The 19,896-nt window shown below is 72.7% G+C and carries 14 protein-coding genes; 8 read left to right on the top strand and 6 right to left on the bottom strand.

Features of this window, described 5'->3' with window-relative positions:
* The first annotated feature begins 64 nt into the window (after window positions 1-64).
* On the top strand, window positions 65-835 hold the full coding sequence (locus E4099_RS02730; RefSeq protein WP_135337272.1) for a hypothetical protein: 771 nt from the start codon (window positions 65-67) through the stop codon (window positions 833-835).
* A gap of 163 nt (window positions 836-998) precedes the next feature.
* On the opposite strand, the gene E4099_RS02725 is transcribed toward E4099_RS02730, so the two are convergent.
* Window positions 999-1,463: a MarR family winged helix-turn-helix transcriptional regulator gene (locus tag E4099_RS02725; protein WP_135337271.1), complete on the bottom strand. Its 465-nt coding sequence runs from the start codon at window positions 1,461-1,463 to the stop codon at window positions 999-1,001.
* A gap of 263 nt (window positions 1,464-1,726) precedes the next feature.
* On the opposite strand from E4099_RS02725, the gene E4099_RS02720 reads away from it, so the two are divergent.
* Entirely contained in the window at window positions 1,727-2,578 is an 852-nt protein-coding gene (locus E4099_RS02720; protein WP_135337270.1) for a lysozyme, read from the top strand.
* A 64-nt stretch (window positions 2,579-2,642) separates the two neighbouring features.
* On the top strand, window positions 2,643-3,305 hold the full coding sequence (locus E4099_RS02715) for a TetR/AcrR family transcriptional regulator (protein ID WP_245244534.1): 663 nt from the start codon (window positions 2,643-2,645) through the stop codon (window positions 3,303-3,305).
* A 227-nt stretch (window positions 3,306-3,532) separates the two neighbouring features.
* Here the strand turns inward: E4099_RS02715 and lon are convergent, their stop codons facing one another.
* Together lon and E4099_RS02705 are read right to left on the bottom strand one after the other, a co-directional pair.
* Window positions 3,533-5,938 (bottom strand): endopeptidase La, encoded by a 2,406-nt coding sequence (lon, locus tag E4099_RS02710; protein WP_135337269.1) that lies wholly within the window; start codon window positions 5,936-5,938, stop codon window positions 3,533-3,535.
* A gap of 233 nt (window positions 5,939-6,171) precedes the next feature.
* Entirely contained in the window at window positions 6,172-7,137 is a 966-nt protein-coding gene (locus tag E4099_RS02705) for a rhomboid-like protein (RefSeq protein ID WP_209446506.1), read from the bottom strand.
* Window positions 7,138-7,283: 146 nt separating this feature from the next.
* Here E4099_RS02705 and E4099_RS02700 point away from each other — a divergent pair, with 146 nt between their 5' ends.
* The 4 genes from E4099_RS02700 to E4099_RS02685 all read left to right on the top strand — a co-directional run bounded on the left by E4099_RS02700 (window position 7,284) and on the right by E4099_RS02685 (window position 13,971).
* Entirely contained in the window at window positions 7,284-8,021 is a 738-nt protein-coding gene (locus tag E4099_RS02700) for a spermidine synthase family protein (protein WP_135337268.1), read from the top strand.
* A gap of 104 nt (window positions 8,022-8,125) precedes the next feature.
* Entirely contained in the window at window positions 8,126-8,866 is a 741-nt protein-coding gene (locus E4099_RS02695; protein ID WP_135337267.1) for a response regulator transcription factor, read from the top strand.
* Entirely contained in the window at window positions 8,863-9,978 is a 1,116-nt protein-coding gene (locus E4099_RS02690) for a HAMP domain-containing sensor histidine kinase (protein ID WP_135337266.1), read from the top strand. The genes E4099_RS02695 and E4099_RS02690 overlap by 4 nt, the downstream gene beginning before the upstream one ends.
* Window positions 9,979-10,212: 234 nt before the next feature.
* Window positions 10,213-13,971 (top strand): multifunctional oxoglutarate decarboxylase/oxoglutarate dehydrogenase thiamine pyrophosphate-binding subunit/dihydrolipoyllysine-residue succinyltransferase subunit, encoded by a 3,759-nt coding sequence (locus E4099_RS02685; protein ID WP_135337265.1) that lies wholly within the window; start codon window positions 10,213-10,215, stop codon window positions 13,969-13,971.
* Window positions 13,972-14,060: 89 nt separating this feature from the next.
* On the opposite strand, the gene fxsT is transcribed toward E4099_RS02685, so the two are convergent.
* Window positions 14,061-18,080, bottom strand: a complete 4,020-nt coding sequence (gene fxsT / locus E4099_RS34785; protein WP_167828277.1) for an FxSxx-COOH system tetratricopeptide repeat protein — start codon at window positions 18,078-18,080, stop codon at window positions 14,061-14,063.
* Window positions 18,081-18,269: 189 nt separating this feature from the next.
* On the opposite strand from fxsT, the gene E4099_RS02675 reads away from it, so the two are divergent.
* Window positions 18,270-18,449 carry a DUF6104 family protein gene (locus tag E4099_RS02675; RefSeq protein WP_059128849.1) on the top strand — a complete coding sequence of 60 codons (180 nt, stop codon included), beginning with the start codon at window positions 18,270-18,272 and terminating at the stop codon, window positions 18,447-18,449.
* Between the two features lie 152 nt (window positions 18,450-18,601).
* On the opposite strand, the gene E4099_RS02670 is transcribed toward E4099_RS02675, so the two are convergent.
* Window positions 18,602-19,414, bottom strand: coding sequence for an AfsR/SARP family transcriptional regulator (locus tag E4099_RS02670; protein ID WP_135337264.1), 813 nt, complete (start codon window positions 19,412-19,414; stop codon window positions 18,602-18,604).
* 20 nt (window positions 19,415-19,434) lie between these two features.
* On the bottom strand, window positions 19,435-19,860 hold the full coding sequence (locus tag E4099_RS02665; RefSeq protein WP_245244533.1) for a TetR/AcrR family transcriptional regulator C-terminal domain-containing protein: 426 nt from the start codon (window positions 19,858-19,860) through the stop codon (window positions 19,435-19,437).
* Window positions 19,861-19,896 lie beyond the last annotated feature (36 nt).

Below are 19,896 nucleotides of genomic sequence, written 5' to 3'. Positions count from 1 at the left end.
CGTACCTTCTTGACGGTCGATCGCCCACAGGGACCGTCCAGCGCCCCTCCGGCAGACTGGGCCCATGCGGATCGAACTGGCGACCAGCCCCGGCGACCCTCAACGTCCCAACGAGGACTATGTGTCAGTAGCGCTGCCGGCTTCCGGTGTGGGCGGCGTACTGGTCCTACTGGACGGGGTGACGCCACCCCCGGACGAGGACGGCTGCATACACGGGGTCCCCTGGTTCACGGCGCGCCTCGGCGGGGCGCTCCTCGAACTGTCCGGTTCGCGGCGGGATATGCCGCTGGCGGACTGCCTGTCTTCGGCCATCGAACGAACCACCGAGGTTCATCGTCACACATGTGACCTTTCTCACGCGCTTACTCCGCAGTCGACGGTGGTCGCGGCGCGCTGGGACGAGACCACCGTGGAGTACCTGGTCCTGTCCGACTCGGTCCTACTGCTGGAAGGGCCGGACGGGGCGGTCACCCCGGTCCTGGACGACCGTATCGACCGACTGCGCGCCGCCGGTCACCGCCTCGCCGGGCTGCGCAACATCGAGGGCGGTTTCTTCACCGCTGCCGCGGATCCGCGGGTCGCGGGCCGGGCCGTGACCGGCAGCACCCCGCGCGACCGGGTCCGCGCGCTGGCCGCGCTCAGCGACGGGGCCGGGCGCTGGGTGGAGGTGTTCCGGGAAGGCGACTGGAGCCAGTGTTTCGCCCTGCTCCGCAAGGAGGGGCCGCAGGCACTGATCGACCAGGTCCGGGCGGCGGAGGACGCGGACCCGACCGGGACGCGCTTCCCCCGCGGCAAGGCGTATGACGACGCGGCGGTCGTCTTCGCGCAACCATGACCCTCGCGGACGGCGGCTGGTGAAGGGCCGCGCCCTGCCGAGCCGGCATCAGGGAGCGGCGGCGGCTCCGGGGCAGCCGGGCCCGGGCCAAGTCCCGGGGAGGCGGGCACCGTCAACGCGGGTCGTACGGAGTGCCCGGCGCGGGGTCCCCGTCAGCGGAGGGTCAGTCCGCCGGATCCTGGACCGGGTCCTCGCCTTCCTGGACCATGTTGAGCCGGTGCAGCAGACGGGCCAGTTCGGCCACCTCGGTGCGCTCCCAGGAGGCGAGCCGCTGCGCGTACCGGGCCCGCCGGGCCGTGCGTACCTGCTGGAAGCGCTGCCGGCCCTCTTCGGTCAGCCGCACCAGGAAGGCGCGGCCGTCCGCGGGATCGGGGGTGCGGGTGACCAGGCCGAGTACCTCCAGGGCACGCAGTTGACGGCTCATGGTGGCCTTGCCGACGCCGAAGTAGGAGGCCAGGTCGGTGGCCCGCTGCTCCCCCGCGTCCACCAGCCGCACCAGCAGCCCGTAGGCCGCGGGCTCGAGTTCGGGGTGCACCTCGCGCGCCATTTCCCCGGACGAGGCCCTGGCCCGGCGGATGAAAACGGCCAATTCGCGTTCGAGGGCCAGGAATGCATGGTCCACACCCATTGCACCCTCGACGTGTGAGCCTCCCGGCTCGGGCGGCTTAGGCCCGGTATTGTGCACGTCAGCGCCCTCTCCGGATTTTCAGCTGGATGAAACTTTCCGTCGACCACGGCCGTCACCGCAGCTCCGTCAGTATTTCGCAGGATTAGACCAACGGCAGCACCCGGACCCCCTTTCCTCCGGCCTATCTACGCCCGTAGCGTCGTTCATGTCATGGGCACACCAAATGACAACTCTCCCCCCTCACAGCTTTCGGAGGCACTGCCATGGCCGTGCAGAGATCAAGGACCGTCCGGCGAGCGCTGACCGCGCTCATCGGGACGTTCGCCGCGCTCCTGACCGCCTCGTCCACGCTGACCGGTACGGCCTCGGCCGCCGACCGGCAGCCCACCACCGGGCCCGACGACCACTGGGCGGGCTCGCAGATCCTTCGCCACGAGGGTGGCGCGGTCCGCGGCGGCAAGCCCGGTGACTCGGAGCCCTCTCTGCTGGCCTCGGTGGAAGGCGTCGACGTCAGCGGCCACCAAGGCAACGTGCCCTGGTCGACCCTCTGGAACAGCGGCGTCCGCTTCGCCTACGTCAAGGCGACCGAGGGCACCAGCTACACCAACCCGTACTTCGCGCAGCAGTACAACGGGTCGTACAACATCGGCATGATCCGCGGCTCGTACCACTTCGCGCTGCCCAACGTCTCCAGCGGCGCCAGCCAGGCCAACTACTTCGTGGACCACGGCGGCGGTTGGTCCCGCGACGGCAAGACGCTGCCCGGCGCGCTGGACATCGAGTACAACCCGTACGGCTCCACCTGCTACGGCCTCAGCCAGGCCTCGATGGTGAACTGGCTCAAGGACTTCTCCAACACCTACCGGGCCCGCACCGGCCGCGACCCGGTGATCTACACCTCGACCAGCTGGTGGAAGACCTGCACCGGCAACAACGGCAGCTTCGGCAGCATCAACCCGCTGTGGATACCGCGCTACGGCAGCTCGGTGGGCGAACTGCCGGCGGGCTGGGGCTTCCACACCATCTGGCAGTACACCTCCACCGGCCCGACCGTCGGTGACCACGACAGCTTCAACGGCGCCTACGACCGGCTGCAGGCACTGGCCAACGGCTGATCCTGATCGTCCCGGGCCCTCCAGCGCACGGACAGGTCTGTCCGACCGCCCTACGCTGGAGGGCATGCGCATGTCACTCAGCGAGTCCGCCCCCCGCTCCCCGGTGCGAGAGCGGATCCTGTCCACCGCCACCGCGCTGTTCGACGCGTACGGGGTGCGCGCGGTGGGCGTCGACCGGATCATCGCGGAGTCGGGCGTGGCCAAGGCCACGCTCTACGCGCACTTCCGCTCCAAGGACGAGCTGGTGCTGACCTGCCTCCAGCAGGCCGACCACAACCGGCGGGACTATCTGCGGCAGATGGCGCGGGCCGCCGGGGAGGACCCCCGGGACCAGCTGCTGGGCGTCTTCGACGCGCTGCGGACGATCACCGTGCGGGAGGGCTTCCGGGGCTGCGCCTTCGTCAACACCGCCGGGGAGATGATGCCCGGCACCGCGCCCCACACCGCGACCGCCGAACACAAGCGGGCGGTACGGACCTGGCTGACCGAACTGGCCGCGGCCGCCGGGGCGGCGGACCCGGAGCTCCTCGCTCTGCAGTTCTCGGTGCTGGTGGACGGCACCCTGGCGGCGGCCTCGCTGCATCCGGGGCCGGCCGTCGCGGAGGCGGCCCGCGAGGCCGCCCGCACCCTGATCGAGCAGAGCTGCCCGGCCCGCCGGGCGAAGGGGCCCCGGGCGAAGGGGCCCCGGACGGACGGGCCCGGCGCGGACGGGCCCGGCGCGGGGTGACCTCGGCCGTGCCGTGGACCGCCCTGGCCCCTGGGTCGCACCGTCCTCGCCGAGGCCGGACCGCCCTGGGCCGCATCACCCTGGCCCGCGTCGGACCATCCTGACCGGGTCGCATCACCCTTGCCGGGGTCGGTCCACCCCGGCCGGGCCGGGGTGCCCGCGGTCCGCCGGATCCACGAGGACGCGGTCCGTGCGGCGCGGGCCGACCCGGCCAGAGCCTCGGTGGGTCAGGCCGCGACGGGGGTCTTCCGCTGGGCGGCGGCCGGCTGGAGGGCCAACTCCAGGACCTGCCGTACGTCCGCGACCGGGTGGACCTCCAGCTTCTCCAGCACCTCGGCCGGGACATCGTCCAGGTCCGGCTCGTTCCGCTTGGGGATGATCACGGTGGTGATCCCCGCCCGGTGCGCGGCCAGCAGCTTCTGCTTGACCCCGCCGATCGGCAGCACCCGGCCGGTCAGCGAGACCTCGCCGGTCATCGCCACCTCCGGACGCACCTGGCGGCCCGAGAGCAGCGAGGCCAGGGCGGTGGTCATGGTGATGCCCGCGCTCGGCCCGTCCTTGGGCACCGCGCCCGCCGGGACGTGCAGATGGATCCCGCGCTCCTTGAGGTCACCCACCGGCAGCTCCAGCTCGGCGCCGTGCGAGCGCAGGAAGGAGAGCGCGATCTGCGCCGACTCCTTCATCACCTCGCCGAGCTGACCGGTCAGGGTCAGCCCCGCGCCGCCGGTCTCCGGGTCGGCCAGCGAGGCCTCCACGAAGAGCACGTCGCCGCCGGCCCCGGTGACCGCGAGCCCGGTCGCCACCCCCGGCACCGCGGTGCGCCGCTCCGCCGGGTCCTGGGCGGACTCGGGGGTGTGGTGCGGCCGGCCGATCAGCGGGCGCAGCTGCTCCGCACCGATGGTGAAGGGCAGTTCGCGCTCGCCCAGCTCGTGCTGGGCCGCCACCTTGCGCAGCAGTCGGGCGATGGCCCGCTCCAGGTTCCGTACGCCGGCCTCCCGGGTGTACTCTCCCGCGAGCTTGCGCAGCGCCTCGTCGGTCAGCACCACCTCGCCGGCCTCCAGACCGGCGCGCTCCAGCTGGCGCGGGGCCAGGTGGTCACGGGCGATGACGACCTTCTCGTCCTCGGTGTAGCCGTCCAGGCGCACCAGCTCCATGCGGTCCAGCAGCGCCTCCGGGATGGCCTCCAGGACGTTGGCGGTGGCGAGGAAGACCACGTCGGACAGGTCCAGCTCGACCTCCAGGTAGTGGTCCCGGAAGGTGTGGTTCTGCGCCGGGTCCAGCACCTCCAGCAGGGCCGCCGCCGGGTCGCCGCGGAAGTCCGAGCCGACCTTGTCGATCTCGTCCAGCAGGACCACCGGGTTCATGGACCCGGCCTCCTTGATCGCGCGCACGATCCGGCCGGGCAGCGCGCCCACGTAGGTGCGCCGGTGGCCGCGGATCTCCGCCTCGTCCCGTACGCCGCCGAGCGCGACCCGGACGAACTTCCGCCCCATGGCGTGGGCGACACTCTCCCCCAAACTGGTCTTTCCCACCCCAGGCGGGCCGACCAGGGCCAGCACCGCGCCCCCGCGGCGACCGCCCACCACGCCGAGCCCGCGGTCGGCGCGCCGCTTGCGCACCGCCAGGTACTCGGTAATCCGCTCCTTGACGTCCTCCAGGCCCGCGTGCTCGGCGTCCAGCACCGCCTTGGCGCCCGGGATGTCGTAGGCGTCCTCGGTGCGCTCGCTCCACGGCAGCTCCAGGACGGTGTCCAACCAGGTGCGGATCCAGCTGCCCTCGGGGCTCTGGTCGCTGGACCGCTCCAGCTTGTCGACCTCCTTGAGGGCCGCCTCCCGGACCTTCTCCGGCAGCTCGGCCGCCTCCACCCGGGCCCGGTAGTCGTCGGACTCGTCCCCCGGGTCGCCGTTGAGCTCGGCGAGCTCCTTGCGGACCGCTTCCAGCTGGCGGCGCAGCAGGAACTCGCGCTGCTGCTTGTCGACGCCCTCCTGGACGTCCTTGGCGATCGACTCGGCCACGTCCTGCTCGGCCAGATGGTCGCTCAGCCAGGCCACCGCGAGCTTCAGCCGGGACACCGGATCGGCGGTCTCCAGCAGTTCGACCCGCTGCTGGACGCTGAGGAACGGCGAGTAGCCGGAGTTGTCCGCGAGCTGCGCCACATCGTCGATCTGCTGCACCCGGTCCACGACCTGCCAGGCGCCGCGCTTGCGCAGCCAGCTGGTGGCCAGCGCCTTGTACTGGTTCATCAGCTCGGCCACCGCGCCGGGCAGCGGATCGGGGACGACCTCCTCCATCCGGGTGCCCTCGACCCACAGGGCCGCGCCGGGGCCGGTGGTGCCGGCGCCGATCCGGACCCGGTGCACCCCGCGGATCAGGGCGCCCGGGTCGCCGTCCGAGAGCCGGCCGACCTGCTCCACGGTGCCCAGGGTGCCGACCGCGGCGTAGGTCCCGTCCACCCGCGGCACCAGCAGCACCCGCGGTTTGCCCCCGTCGGAGCGGGCAGCCGCCTGAGCGGCCTCCACCGCGGCCCGCACATCGGTGTCGGAAAGGTCCAGCGGCACCACCATGCCGGGCAGCACCACCTCGTCGTCGAGCGGCAGCACTGGCAGGGTGAGCGGAGTGGACGTCGAAGCCATGATCTCCCCTTCGGCAGGCAAGTTGAGCGATCCGGACTCAACCGGATCTCACTGACTCAATGCACGGAGGGTGTTCGGCTGTTCCCCGGGGCGTGTTCGCTGTGAGCGATCAGGGGGGGGGCCGCAGGGCACTCCGCGTGACGGCGGGGCGCGTCAAAGTCAGCCCGCCGAGGAGGATCGCCGCACGTCAGCCCCGGTCCTCGACCTCACGGGCACCGGTTGGGTCCACGGCCTCACGGGCACCGGCCGGCATCCCCCATCCCGCGAGCGCCGCCCCGAATGGCGGTATCCCGGGAACCGAGTCGGTCAGCGCCTTCCTCCGGACCGGCCGAATCCGCGGTCTCCCCGGCACCAGCCGTCGCCTCGGCCCGACAAGCCCCCGCACACACCTCCGCCGCCCCGATCGGCCCCGCGCCCGCTTCCGCGCGGCCGCCGGATCGCCCCGCGGCCCGCCTCGCTCGGGCCTCGGCCGCGCGGCGGGCACGGGGCCAGCAGGCCAGGCCGGCGAGGAGGGCCAGCAGGTGGCCCCAGTCGGTGACCGGATCGCTCAGCCGGACCAGGGCGACGCCGAGCAGGACGCCCGCGGCGGCCAGCAGGGCCGCCCGCACCCTGGGGCGCAGCAGCCCGGCCAGTGCGGCGGCGCCGGCCAGCAGGCCGTAGCTGATTCCGTAGTCCATGCGGCGCAGCGAGCTGGCGGGCAGATGGCCGACCGCGACCGAGACGGCGACCGGCAGTTCGGTGAGCATGGTGGCGCCGACATGGCCGAACAGGAAGATCCCGGCCGCGCGCAGCCCGCCGATCCGGCGCTCCAGGGCGCCCATCACCAGCAGGAACACCAGGAGGTAGGGCGAGCGGATGCCGCCCACCACCCAGGCGCCGCTGGCCGGCAGCACCAGCAGCGGGCGGTCCGCCAGGTGTGAGACATCGGTGCTGGAGCCGGCCCTCAGGGCGTGCACGGCGGCGGGGTCGCCGAGGTCCGCGTACAGACTGGTGGCGATCAGCAGCAGGGTGTAGCCGAGGGTGAACGGGATCCGAGCACAGGTCCGCGGCAGGGTGCGACAGAGGGGGTGCAGGGTCCGGCTCGGCGACGCCGGTGCCCGCCGACCTCGGGCGGGTCCGCCGAGCCGCGGGGTGCCGGCTCCGGGCGCGGCGGCGACCCACCCCGAGGAGTCGGACGGCGTGGTGCGGGGTTCGCCCACCAGGGCTCACCTCCCTCCACTGGACAGCGTCCACAATTGGCCGTGCAGCCGCATGACGAGGCCCACTTTCGTGTGATTGCTATCACATCGAGCAACCTTCGGCCTGTCGTGCCCGTCAGAGCATTTCCCCCATGGGAGGTCCACCGATGTATCCCCTGCACCCTGCCACCACCGACCCGCGCCCCGTCGTGCTGGACCGGCGCGAGGGACCGTACGGAGAGGTGGTGCTGCGGCGGCGGGGCGGCGGGCCGGACGAGGGGGCGCCGGGGCAGGACGCCGTCTACGAGATCATCGCCAACGGCTGCTTTCTGATGGACACCTCGGACGGCCGGTCCGAGCGGCTGCTGATCCGCGCCGCGCTCGCCGCGCTGCCCGCCGACCGGCCCTCGCCGGCGGTGCTCATCGGCGGGCTCGGGGTCGGGTTCTCGCTGGCAGAGGCCGCGGCCGAGCCCCGCTGGGGCCGGATCGCGGTGGTGGAGCGGGAGCAGGCGGTGATCGACTGGCACCGCGACGGGCCGCTGTCCGCGATCTCCGCCGGGGCGCTGGCGGACCCGCGCAGCGAGATCGTCCACACCGACCTGGTGGCCTACCTCCGGGAGCCCGGCCCCGCCGGCACCGCCTTCGACGCCCTGTGCCTGGACATCGACAACGGCCCGGACTGGACCGTCACCGAGGACAACGAGGGGCTGTACTCCCCTGCCGGACTGGCCGCCTGCAAGGCCCGTCTGACCCCCGGTGGAGTGCTCGCCATCTGGTCCGCCCAGCCCTCGCCGCTTTTCGAGGAGACGCTCCGAAATGCGGGGTTCACCGACGTACGGACGGAAGAGATCGCGGTTGCCCGCGGTGTCCCGGACGTGGTCCACTTCGCGACTCGGGGCGCGTAGCCGAGCCCCGCGCGCTGCCTCTACGCTGCATGCCTACGAGCGCGGCCGGGCACTGACCAGGCGCGGGACCGCAGATTGACAGGGACGACGCAGGGGGCGGGCGTATGGAACCGACACACACCAGCCACAACAGCGCCGCCGCGGCTACACCCGGTGCGCAGCGCCGGGTGCTGGTCGTCGAGGACGATCCGACGATCGTGGACGCCATCGCCGCCCGGCTGCGTGCCGAGGGCTTCCAGGTGCAGACCGCGACCGACGGTCCGGCGGCGGTGGACACGGCCGAGGCCTGGCAGCCGGACCTGCTGGTCCTGGACGTGATGCTGCCGGGCTTCGACGGCCTGGAGGTGTGCCGCCGGGTGCAGGCCAGACGCCCGGTACCGGTGCTGATGCTCACGGCGCGGGATGACGAGACCGACATGCTGGTGGGGCTCGGGGTCGGCGCGGACGACTACATGACCAAGCCGTTCTCGATGCGCGAGCTGGCCGCCCGGGTGCATGTGCTGCTGCGCCGGGTGGAGCGTGCCGCGCTGGCCGCCCACACTCCGCGCAGCGGCATCCTGCGGCTCGGGGAGCTGGAGATCGACCACGCGCAGCGCCGGGTGCGGGTGCGCGGGGAGGACGTCCACCTCACCCCCACCGAGTTCGATCTGCTGGTGTGCCTGGCGAACACCCCGCGCGCGGTGCTCTCCCGGGAGCAGCTGCTCGCCGAGGTGTGGGACTGGGCGGACGCCTCGGGCACCCGCACCGTGGACAGCCACATCAAGGCGCTGCGCCGGAAGATCGGGGCGGAGCGGATCCGTACCGTGCACGGCGTCGGTTACGCCCTGGAGACCCCCGCCGCATGAGGGTGGTGCCGGGGCGGCAGGCCTGGAGCCGCCTGTGGGAGGCGCTGCGGCCGATCGACCCGTACCGTTCCGTCAAGGCGGCGCTGGGGGCGCTGGTCATCGGATCGGTGATCATCACCACCCTGCTGGTGTTCGTGGCCGTCCACTCGGACACCGAGCTGCGCATCATCACCGTCTTCTCGATCATCGCCTCGCTGCTGATCACCCAGTTCGTGGCGCACGGGCTGTCCGCCCCGCTGGACGAGATGACCGAGGTCACCCAGGCGATGGCGCACGGCGACTACACCCGCCGGGTGCGGGCCGCCGAGCGGCGGGACGAGTTCGGGGACCTGGCCACCGCGTTCAACCGGATGGCGGCCGACCTGGAGGCGGTGGACACCCACCGCAAGGAACTGGTCGCCAACGTCTCGCACGAGCTGCGCACCCCCATCGCCGCGCTGCGGGCGGTGCTGGAGAACGTGGTGGACGGGGTCTCCCAGGCCGATCCGGAGACCATGCGGGTGGCGCTGCGGCAGACCCAGCGGCTGGGCCGGCTGGTCGAGCAGCTGCTGGATCTGTCCCGGCTGGACAACGGGGTGGTGCCGCTGCACGCCAAGAGCTTCGAGGTGTGGCCCTATCTGGCCGGGATCCTCAAGGAGGCGTCCATGGCCCGCAGCGCGGCCTCGGACGCCCGGTCGGGTGCCCGCTCCCGCAAGGACGTGCACCTGAACCTGGACGTGTTCCCCTCCGACCTGACCGCCCACGCGGACGCCGAGCGGCTGCACCAGGTGGTCGCCAATCTGATCGACAACGCGATCAAGCACAGCCCGCAGCACGGCCGGGTGACGGTACGGGCCCGGCGCGGCGAAGGGCGGCAGAGCCTGGAGCTGGAGGTGCTGGACGAGGGGCCGGGCATCCCGGAGGCCGAGCGGTACAAGGTCTTCGAGCGCTTCAACCGGGGCGGGCCGACACCCAGCGGCCCGGGCGCGGACGGGGGCACCGGGCTGGGGCTGGCCATCGCCCGCTGGGCGGTCGATCTCCACGGTGGCCGGATCCGAGTGGCCGAATCGCCGCGGGGCTGCCGCATCAAGGTCAGTCTTCCGGGACAACCGCAAGGACCAGGGTTGACGTAGGGTCGGAGCGGAAACCCACATGCGGGCGTGTGGACGCCGCTCGGTGTCGCTCCTCGCGCAGGTCCACCACGGCGGAACCAGGGGTGTTTCCCGCCATCTCACACCCCGAAACCCGCCGAACAATGTGACTTGCGCGACGATGACCTGTGCGGCCTGCACGTAAGGCGCCGAAGAGGCGTAGCCTTTATTCCCGCTGTCCACCACCTAAGGAAGCGGAAGAGGGCGGTTGCCGCCGTGTCGCCACAGTCCCCGAACACCAGTGTCTCGACCGACCAGGACGGGCAGGGGAAGAACCCTGCTGCCGCGTTCGGCGCCAATGAATGGCTGGTCGACGAGATCTACCAGCAGTACCTCCAGGACCCGAACTCGGTCGACCGAGCCTGGTGGGACTTCTTCGCCGACTACAAGCCGGGCCAGGACACCAGCTCCGCTGTGGCCGCGCCGCAGCAGCCGGTGAGCGGGGCCACCGCTCCTGTCGCGCAGGCCCCCGCCGCTCCGGCGGCCGGTGCCGCGCCCGCCCAGCCGGCTGCCGCCCCGGCCGCCAAGCCCGCGGCCAAGCCGGCCGCCGCCAAGCCGGTCCCGGCCGAGCAGAAGCCCGCCGCCAAGCCCGCGGCCACCACGGCCGAGGCGCCGGAGTTCCTCACCCTGCGCGGTCCGTCCGCCGCGGTGGCGAAGAACATGAACGCCTCGCTCGAGCTGCCCACCGCCACCTCGGTGCGCGCCGTTCCGGTGAAGCTGCTGTTCGACAACCGCATCGTCATCAACAACCACCTCAAGCGGGCCCGGGGCGGGAAGGTCTCCTTCACCCACCTCATCGGCTACGCCATGGTGCAGGCGATCAAGGCGATGCCGTCGATGAACTGGTCCTTCGCGGAGAAGGACGGCAAGCCGACGCTGGTCAAGCCGCCGCACGTCAACCTGGGCCTGGCCATCGACCTGGTGAAGCCGAACGGCGACCGCCAGCTGGTCGTCGCGGCCATCAAGAAGGCCGAGACGCTCGACTTCTTCGAGTTCTGGCAGGCGTACGAGGACATCGTCCGCCGGGCCCGGGCCAACAAGCTGACGATGGACGACTTCACCGGCGTCACCGTCTCGCTGACCAACCCGGGCGGCATCGGCACCGTGCACTCGGTGCCGCGGCTGATGCCCGGCCAGTCGGTGATCATGGGCGTGGGCGCCATGGAGTACCCGGCCGAGTTCCAGGGCACCTCCCAGGACACCCTGAACAAGCTGGGCGTCTCCAAGGTCATGACGCTCACCTCGACCTACGACCACCGGACCATCCAGGGCGCTGCCTCCGGCGAGTTCCTGCGGATCGTGGCCAACCTGCTGCTGGGCGAGAACGGCTTCTTCGACGACATCTTCCAGGCGCTGCGGATCCCCTACGAGCCGGTCCGCTGGCTGCGGGACATCGACGTCAGCCACGACGACGACGTCACCAAGGCCGCCCGGGTCTTCGACCTGATCCACTCCTACCGGGTGCGCGGCCACGTCATGGCCGACACCGACCCGCTGGAGTACCGCCAGCGCAAGCACCCCGACCTGGACATCGTCGAGCACGGCCTGACCCTGTGGGACCTGGAGCGCGAGTTCGCGGTCGGCGGTTTCGCGGGCAAGTCGATGATGAAGCTGCGCGACATCCTGGGCGTGCTGCGCGACTCGTACTGCCGCACCACCGGCATCGAGTTCATGCACATCCAGGACCCCAAGCAGCGCAAGTGGATCCAGGACCGTGTGGAGCGCCCGCACACCAAGCCGGAGCGCGAGGAGCAGCTGCGCATCCTGCGCCGGCTGAACGCGGCCGAGGCGTTCGAGACCTTCCTGCAGACCAAGTACGTCGGCCAGAAGCGCTTCTCGCTGGAGGGCGGCGAGTCCGTCATCCCGCTGCTGGACGCGGTGATCGACGCGGCCGCCGAGTCCCGTCTGGACGAGGTCGTCATCGGCATGGCCCACCGCGGCCGGCTGAACGTACTGGCCAACATCGTCGGCAAGTCGTACGCGCAGATCTTCCGGGAGTTCGAGGGCAACCTCGACCCGAAGTCGATGCACGGCTCCGGCGACGTGAAGTACCACCTGGGCGCCGAGGGCACCTTCACCGGCCTGGACGGCGAGCAGATCCAGGTCTCGCTGGTCGCCAACCCCTCCCACCTGGAGGCGGTGGACCCGGTCCTGGAGGGCGTCGCCCGCGCCAAGCAGGACATCATCGGCAAGGCCGGCACCGACTTCACCGTGCTGCCGATCGCGCTGCACGGCGACGCGGCCTTCGCGGGCCAGGGTGTCGTCGCGGAGACGCTCAACATGTCGCAGCTGCGCGGCTACCGCACCGGCGGCACCGTGCACATCGTGATCAACAACCAGGTCGGCTTCACCGCCGCCCCGGCCTCCTCCCGCTCCTCGATGTACGCCACCGACGTGGCGCGCATGATCGAGGCGCCGATCTTCCACGTCAACGGTGACGACCCCGAGGCCGTCGTCCGTGTCGCCCGGCTGGCCTTCGAGTTCCGCCAGGCGTTCAACAAGGACGTGGTCATCGACCTGATCTGCTACCGGCGCCGCGGCCACAACGAGACCGACAACCCGGGCTTCACCCAGCCGCTGATGTACGACCTGATCGACAAGAAGCGCTCGGTGCGCAAGCTGTACACCGAGTCGCTCATCGGCCGGGGAGACATCACCCTGGAGGAGGCGGAGCAGGCGCTCCAGGACTTCCAGGGCCAGCTGGAGAAGGTCTTCACCGAGGTCCGCGAGGCCATCGCGCAGCCCGCGCCGACGCACGTGCCCGAGGCGGAGCCGGAGTTCCCGGTGGCGGTCAACACGGCCGTCAGCCAGGAGGTCGTCAAGCGGATCGCCGAGTCCCAGGTGAACATCCCCGACCGGGTCACCGTGCACCCGCGCCTGCTGCCGCAGCTGCAGCGCCGCGCCGCGATGATCGAGGACGGCACCATCGACTGGGGCATGGGCGAGACCCTGGCCATCGGCTCGCTGCTGATGGAGGGCACCCCGGTCCGGCTCTCCGGCCAGGACTCCCGCCGCGGCACCTTCGGCCAGCGGCACGCGGTGCTGGTGGACCGGGAGACCGGCGAGGACTACACCCCGCTGCTCTACCTGACCGACGACCAGGCCCGCTACACCGTCTACGACTCGCTGCTCAGCGAGTACGCGGCGATGGGCTTCGAGTACGGCTACTCGCTGGCCCGCCCGGACGCGCTGGTGATGTGGGAGGCGCAGTTCGGCGACTTCGTCAACGGCGCGCAGACCGTGGTGGACGAGTTCATCTCCTCCGCCGAGCAGAAGTGGAACCAGCACTCCGGCGTCACCCTGCTGCTGCCGCACGGCTACGAGGGCCAGGGCCCGGACCACTCCTCGGCCCGGATCGAGCGCTTCCTCCAGCTGTGCGCGCAGAACAACATGACGGTCGCCGTGCCGACCCTGCCGTCGAACTACTTCCACCTGCTGCGCTGGCAGGTGCACAACCCGCACCACAAGCCGCTGGTCGTCTTCACCCCGAAGTCGATGCTCCGGCTCAAGGCCGCGGCCTCCAAGGCGGAGGAGTTCACCTCCGGCTCGTTCCGGCCGGTCATCGGTGACGAGACGGTCGACCCGTCGGCGGTCCGCAAGATCGTCCTGACCTCCGGCAAGGTCTACTACGACCTGGAGGCGGAGCGGCAGAAGCGGGGCGTGACCGACACCGCGATCATCCGGCTGGAGCGGCTGTACCCGCTGCCGGGCGCGGAGCTCCAGGCCGAGATCGCCAAGTACCCGAACGCGGCGAAGTTCGTGTGGGCCCAGGAGGAGCCGGCGAACCAGGGTGCCTGGCCGTTCGTGGCGCTCAACCTGATCGACCACCTCGACCTGTCGGTCGGTGCGGACCTGCCCGCGGCCGAGCGCCTGGTGCGGGTCTCCCGCCCGCACTCGTCCTCCCCGGCGGTCGGCTCCAACAAGCGCCACCAGGCGGAGCAGCAGCAGTTGGTCAACGAGGTCTTCGAGATCTGACCTCCGAGCCACGGTCCTCCGAGACCGGTGGATGGCCCGGTCCCGCGTTCCGCGGGACCGGGCCATCCGGCTTTTTCAGGGGCCGGCCCTCACAGGGGCAGCGGTTCGAAGGGCCAGGGCGGGTTCGTCTTGCCAGGGCCCAGCTCCAGCATCAGCCGGGGCAGGGGATGCCCCGCGCCCAGGGACCGCACGGCCCGCAGGTGGGTTTCGCTCATGAGCTGGTGGGCCTCCCGGGTCCGGCCCCGCGCGAGCCGGCTGGCCCCGAGGTTGTAGAAAGCCCCGAGGGTCCAGGGGTGGTCGGGCCCCAGCACGTCCTCGAAGCCCTGGCCGGCCAACCGGCCCAGGCGCTCCGCTTCCTCGTACCCGCCGGCCATCCTGACGGTGATGGCCTGGTTGGCCATCGCGCCCAGGGTGTACGGATGGCCGCCGCCGAACACCGCCCGGTAGCCCTCCAGCGACCTCGCGGCGAGATCGCCGCCGCTCGCCCCCCGCCCGTACAGGGCCTCGGCCATCGCCAGGTGGGCCAGCGCCAACAGGGTCAGCGGGGCGCGCTGCCCGAAGAGCTCGGTCGCCCTTCCGTACACCGTCCGCAGCCGGTCCAGTCCCCGGGACCGGTCCTCCTGCCGCAGCTCGCACAGGGCCAGCTCCAGTTCGGCTCCCAGGGCCAGCGGGCTGTCGGGGCCCTGGAGCCGGCGCGCCTCCTCCGCCACCGGTGCCTGCACCGCCAGCGCCCGACCGGCGCCGGTCAGCCGCAGTCCCAGCGCCCACCCCTGCCGGCCCAGCAGCCGCAGCGCCTGGGCCGCGGCGTCCCCGGTGCGACCGCGCATCGCCTCCACGCCGGCCTCGTCCAGCTCCAGGGCCTCCCGGTAGCGGCCCAGCAGCCGTAGCGAGTCGGCGAGTTCCAGCCGCGCCGCATGGGTGACCCAGTGGTCCGGCCCCCGGGTGCTCAGCCGGCCCTGGTAGACCAGCTCGGCCTGCTCGTGGGCTTCCGCGTACCGGCCCAGGCCGCGCAGATCGGCGGCGAGCCCCCGGAGCGCGTTCAGGGTCTCGGGATGGTGCGGGCCGCCGGCGAGCCCGTGCTGGCGGTCCAGCTCCGCCCGGTCCAGCGCCTCGGCCCGCTGGTACCGCCCGTCCGCCCGGAGCAGGGTGGTGTGCAGACCCGCCATCGCGTTGAGCCGGGGGTGGTCCGCACCCAGCCGCCGCCAACCGGCCAGGGCCCGCTCCGCCAGCCCGACTCCCGCCCGGGCCTGGCCGCGGAAGTGCAGCACCCGTACGCAGCCGAACACCAGCGCCTCGGTCTCCGCGTCCGCCAGCGCGCCCACCGCTTCCAGGTGCGGCGTGACCATCCCGTACCAGACCCAGCTCTTGCGGCTCGCGGGGTCACCGGGCTCGGCCTCGATCAGCGCGGCCCGGATCCGGCCGGTGAGCCTGGCCCGCTCCTCGGCCGGGATCCGATGCCTGACCTCGGCCCGCAGGGCCCGGTGCATCCACACATACGGCCTCCCCTCTCGGTCCAGGTCGCGGTTGAGCAGCGACTTGCGCACCAGGCTGACGACCGGTCCGTCGGCGTCCCGGGCAGCGAGCAGCGGATCCAGCAGCGCCAGCGGCACCGCGCCGTCCTCGAACAGCGCGCACCAGCGGAGCATGTCGTACGCGCCGGGGGAACGGTCCCGGAGCCGGTTCAGCACCGGGCCGAAGAGCTGCTCGATGCCGAGCGCGGGATGCCGGCCATGGCCTTCGGCGACCCGTCGCGCGAGGTGGTCCGGCCCCGTGAGGGTGATGGCCATGTGGCGCGCGGCCCGGACGAGCAGCAGGGGGAGGTCACCCAGCCGATCGGCGAGCGTGTCCAGCTCCCCGGGGGTGCCCGAGCCCGCGGCGCGCATCAGATAGGCGATGCTCTCGGCACGCCGGAGCTCCGGCACGGTCAGGACATCTGCCCCGCGCCCCGCCCATCGGCGGTTCCGCGAGGTGATCAGTACCCGGCCGGGCCCCTTGGGCAGCAGCTCGCGCACCAGGAACGGGTCCTCGGCCCCGTCCAGCACGACCAGCCAGCGCCGCTCGGGCCTCCTCCCGTGCTCCTCCCCCGCACCCCCGGCGGGCCGCTCCAGCTCCGCGGCGATCGCGCCCAGCCGCTCCCGGACCGTCCCCAGGGGCGCCGGGTCGATCCACCGCACCAGGTCGTACCGGCCGGAGTACCGGTGCGCGTACTCGGCCGCGAGTTCCGACTTGCCCACCCCCGGCAGGCCGGTCAGCACACACATCCCGACCTCGGTATCCGCGCCCTCCAGGCGCGCCCGGACCGCTTCGATCAGGTCCTCGCGCCCGACGAACAGGGGGTTGCGGAGCACCGGCTCCCCGGCCGCGGGCGCCTCCGCCGACTCACCGGGGTACCCCGGCTCCGCGACCCGCGGCACCCGCACCCGCTCATCGGCCGGTGGCTCCGGCTCGGCGGCCGGCTCCGCCACGATCTCCGCGTCCACGACCTCGCCCGATGCCATCCACTCCGCACGTGCCGGGCCCTCCCTGACGGACTCCACCCGCCACGCCTCCGCCACCCGCGTCTGCGGCGACTCGGCGGCCAGGTTCCGCAGGAGCTCCCTGGCGGTCTCGGGCCGCAGACCGATCACCTCCCACAACTCCTCAGGGGTGGTGTCGCCCTCCGCCCCCTCCAGCAAACGCGCCATCAGCTCGGCGGCCAACTCCCGCTCCGTCCGGCTCCGAGCCGTCTCCCGGTCCACCCGCCACCGGGCCATCTCCTCCAGGACTTCGGCGGTAAAGGTCGCCTCCTCCAGCCCCCCGCGCGCCATCAGGTCGGCGGCCCACGCCTGGGCCGTCTGGTGCCGGCCCAGCTCCTCCAGCACCCGCTGCGCGGCATCGGCGCGCGCCGATGCCTCCTGGTCGTGCTCGGCGCGCAGTTTCGCCAGCCCCGCCCTCATCCGGGCCAGCTCCCGCTCGGCCTCGTCCCGCACCGCTTGCCCCATGCCCCAATCAGGTGCCGTCTGCTCGGCGTCCTGTTCCCCTGCCACCTGCGAGGCCCGCGTCGCCGCTTGGCGTGCCCACTCGCCCGCTTTCCGCCGCTGCTCCCGATGTGCCCGATCGGCCGCCTTCCGCGCCCGCTCCTCCTCCTGCCGCGCCTGCTCGGCCGCCTTCCGCTCCTCCTCCAGCCGCGCCGCCTCGGCGGCCGTCCGTACCGCCTCGTCCCGCTCGGCGCGCAGCGAGGCCATCTCCGCCCTGAGCCGCTCCGCCTCGCGCTCGGCCACCGCGCGCTGCTCCTCGGCCAGGTCCAGTTGCTCGGCGTAGGGGTCGTACATCGCGGTACCGGCCGCCTTCTCCTCGGCCGTGGCGAGCTGGTGCTCCAGTTCGTCGCAGCGCCATTCGGCGGCCATCACCTGCCGTCTGGCCTGGTCCAACTGGTCCTGGAGCCGGGTGACCTCGGCACGGAGCCGGTCGCGCTCGGTGCGTAACCCCTCCTCCGTGTCGCGCAGCCGCGCGATCTCCGCGCCGTACGCCTCCCGTTCGGCGGCGCCCGCCGCGGCGATCCGCCGCTGGTCCACCTCCATCTCGGCGATCCGGGCCTTGCGCTCCCGCAGGGCGTCGGTCAGTACCTCGGCCAGGGTCTCCGCCTGCTCCCGGTGCCGGTCCGCGTCGGCCAGCCGGTCGCGGAGCCGCTGGAGTTCCCAGCCGACCTTGTCGGTCGCCCGCAGCGCCTCCCTGTGGAGGTCCCGCAGATGGGCGAGCACCTCCTCGGACACCGGCCGCCCGGTGGCCTTGGCCGCCGTGACGGCCAGCTGGTCCACGAACTCGGCGGGGGGTACCCGGGCACCGCTGAGGTAGCGCGCCACCGTCGCCGGAGACTGCTGGGTACGCAGCGCGTACACCCGGATCGAGACGCCGATCGGGCTGAACAGCTCCCGCAGCCGCAGGGCCAGGGCCCGGCACTCCGGCGCCAGATCGCTCTTCATCGGCAGGAGCGGGCCGGTCCGCCCACCGTCCTCTCGGGCGGCCACCAGCTCCCCGCGCCCCGCGGCCCGGGGCAGCCGGTCGGCCTCCCCTGACCCCTCGGCCTCGCCGCCGCCCGCCGCCCCGTCCGCCGCGGTCTCGTCGTCCATCGCCACCTCTCCCCCTGCCGCCGGCGGCCCGGCCGCGCCGCCGGAAACCGCACCAGGTGAACGTACCGCCCGGCCCCGGCGTGCCGGGCGGGTCCGGGAAAGCGCGGTCCGGCGCCGGCACGGGAATGCGCGCCGGCGGCGGTGCTTATCCTGGATCCGTACGTTCACCCATCCCGTCTGGAGCTCCCCTTGTACTTCACCGACCGCGGCATCGAGGAGCTGGAGAAGCGGCGCGGCGATGAGGAGATCACCTTCGAGTGGCTCGCCGAGCAGCTGCGCACCTTCGTGGACCTCAACCCCGACTTCGAGGTGCCGGTGGAGCGGCTGGCCACCTGGCTGGCCCGGCTGGACGACGAAGACGACGAGTGACCCGGGTGCCCGGCCCGGCCGCGGCGCCCGCGCGCTCGTCCGGCAGCGTGAGACGGGTACCTCCGGGCACACCCCCGTGCCGGTGACCCGCCCGGTCCCGGCGGGCCGCCCGAGCCGCTGACCCCGCCCGCGACCGGGCCACGCGGGCCCCGCTACGCCACCACCGGGCCTCGCCCCGGTGTGCCCGTCTCGTAGTCGAGGCGGGGGTCGGAGACGAGTACCGCCTGCTGGAGGCGTTGCAGGCGGGTGGAGGGTTCCAGGCCGAGCTCCTCGGCCATGGTCAGCCGGAGGCGCTGGAAGACGGCGAGTGCCCGGGTCCGCTGGCCGGAGCGGTGCAGGGCGAGCATGTACTGGCCGTGCAGGCTCTCGTGGAAGCGGTGCTCCACCACCAGGGAGGCGAGGTCGCTCAGCGCCTCCTGGTGGCCGCCCAGGCGCAGCCGGGTGTCGATGCTGCGCTCGGTGACGGTGAGCCGGGACTGCTCCAGTCTGGCGACCTCGGCCTGGAGCGGGCGTCCATGGACGACGTCGACCAGGGCCGGGCCCTGCCAGACGGCGAGGGCGCGGCGGAAGGCGGTCTCGGCGGTGCGTTCGTCCCCCGCGTCCAGGGCGCACTCGGCCTCGGCCACCAGGTCGCGGTAGACGTGGACGTCGAAGCGGCCGGAGCGCAGTACGAAGCAGTAGCCGCCGGGTCGGGTCTGCAGGATGTCGCGGGCGACCTCGGCGCTCGGCACGCCCAGTGCCTGGGCGAGCAGTTTGCGCAGGTGCAGGACGTAGGTCTGCAGGGTGGTCGGGCCGGTGCGCGGCGGCTCACCGCCCCACAGCTCGCTCATCAGGGCCGCGGCGGGCACCACCCGGCCCTCGTTGAGCAGGAGCAGGGCCAGCACCTTGCGCGGCTTCATCGCCGTCGGGACCCCGGACTGGGCGCCGCCGTGCAGCGCCAGGGGGCCGAGGACGCTCACCTCCATGGATGTCACCTCCTCACACTTCACCTGCGGTGGGCGCGTACGAACAGGTCCGCCGCCGGGGCGCAGATCGCCTCGGCCTCGGGTTCGGTGAGCGCGCGGGTGCCGTACATCGACCGGTGCAGTCCCTGCTGCACCACCAGGGCGGTGAACTGCCCGGCCGCGGACGCGGGGTCGGGTACGTCGAGCTCGCCGCGCTCGTGGTGGTGGCGCAGCAGTGCGGCGAGCCGGTCGACGAGTTGCCGGGGCTCTCCGTCGGCGCAGGCGGGGCGCAGTGAGGGGTGCCGGGCCACCTCGGCGATGACCAGCCGGCGCAGTGCGGAGGCCCGCTCGTCCAGGAGGACCCGCAGCACCCGGTGCCCGTGGGCGGTGAGGGCGGCGGCGGCGTCCAGGTCGTCCGTCGCCTCGGAGGCGTCGGGGGCTTCGTGGGGGCTGTCTCTTATACACACCTGACGCTGCCGACGATCGCATAAGTGTAGATCTCG

It is taken from the genome of Streptomyces palmae, from assembly GCF_004684805.1.
Taxonomy (GTDB): Bacteria; Actinomycetota; Actinomycetes; order Streptomycetales; family Streptomycetaceae; genus Streptomyces; species Streptomyces palmae.
The sequence above is the reverse complement of the archived record's forward strand: the minus strand, read 5'-3'. Positions and strand labels throughout refer to the sequence as shown.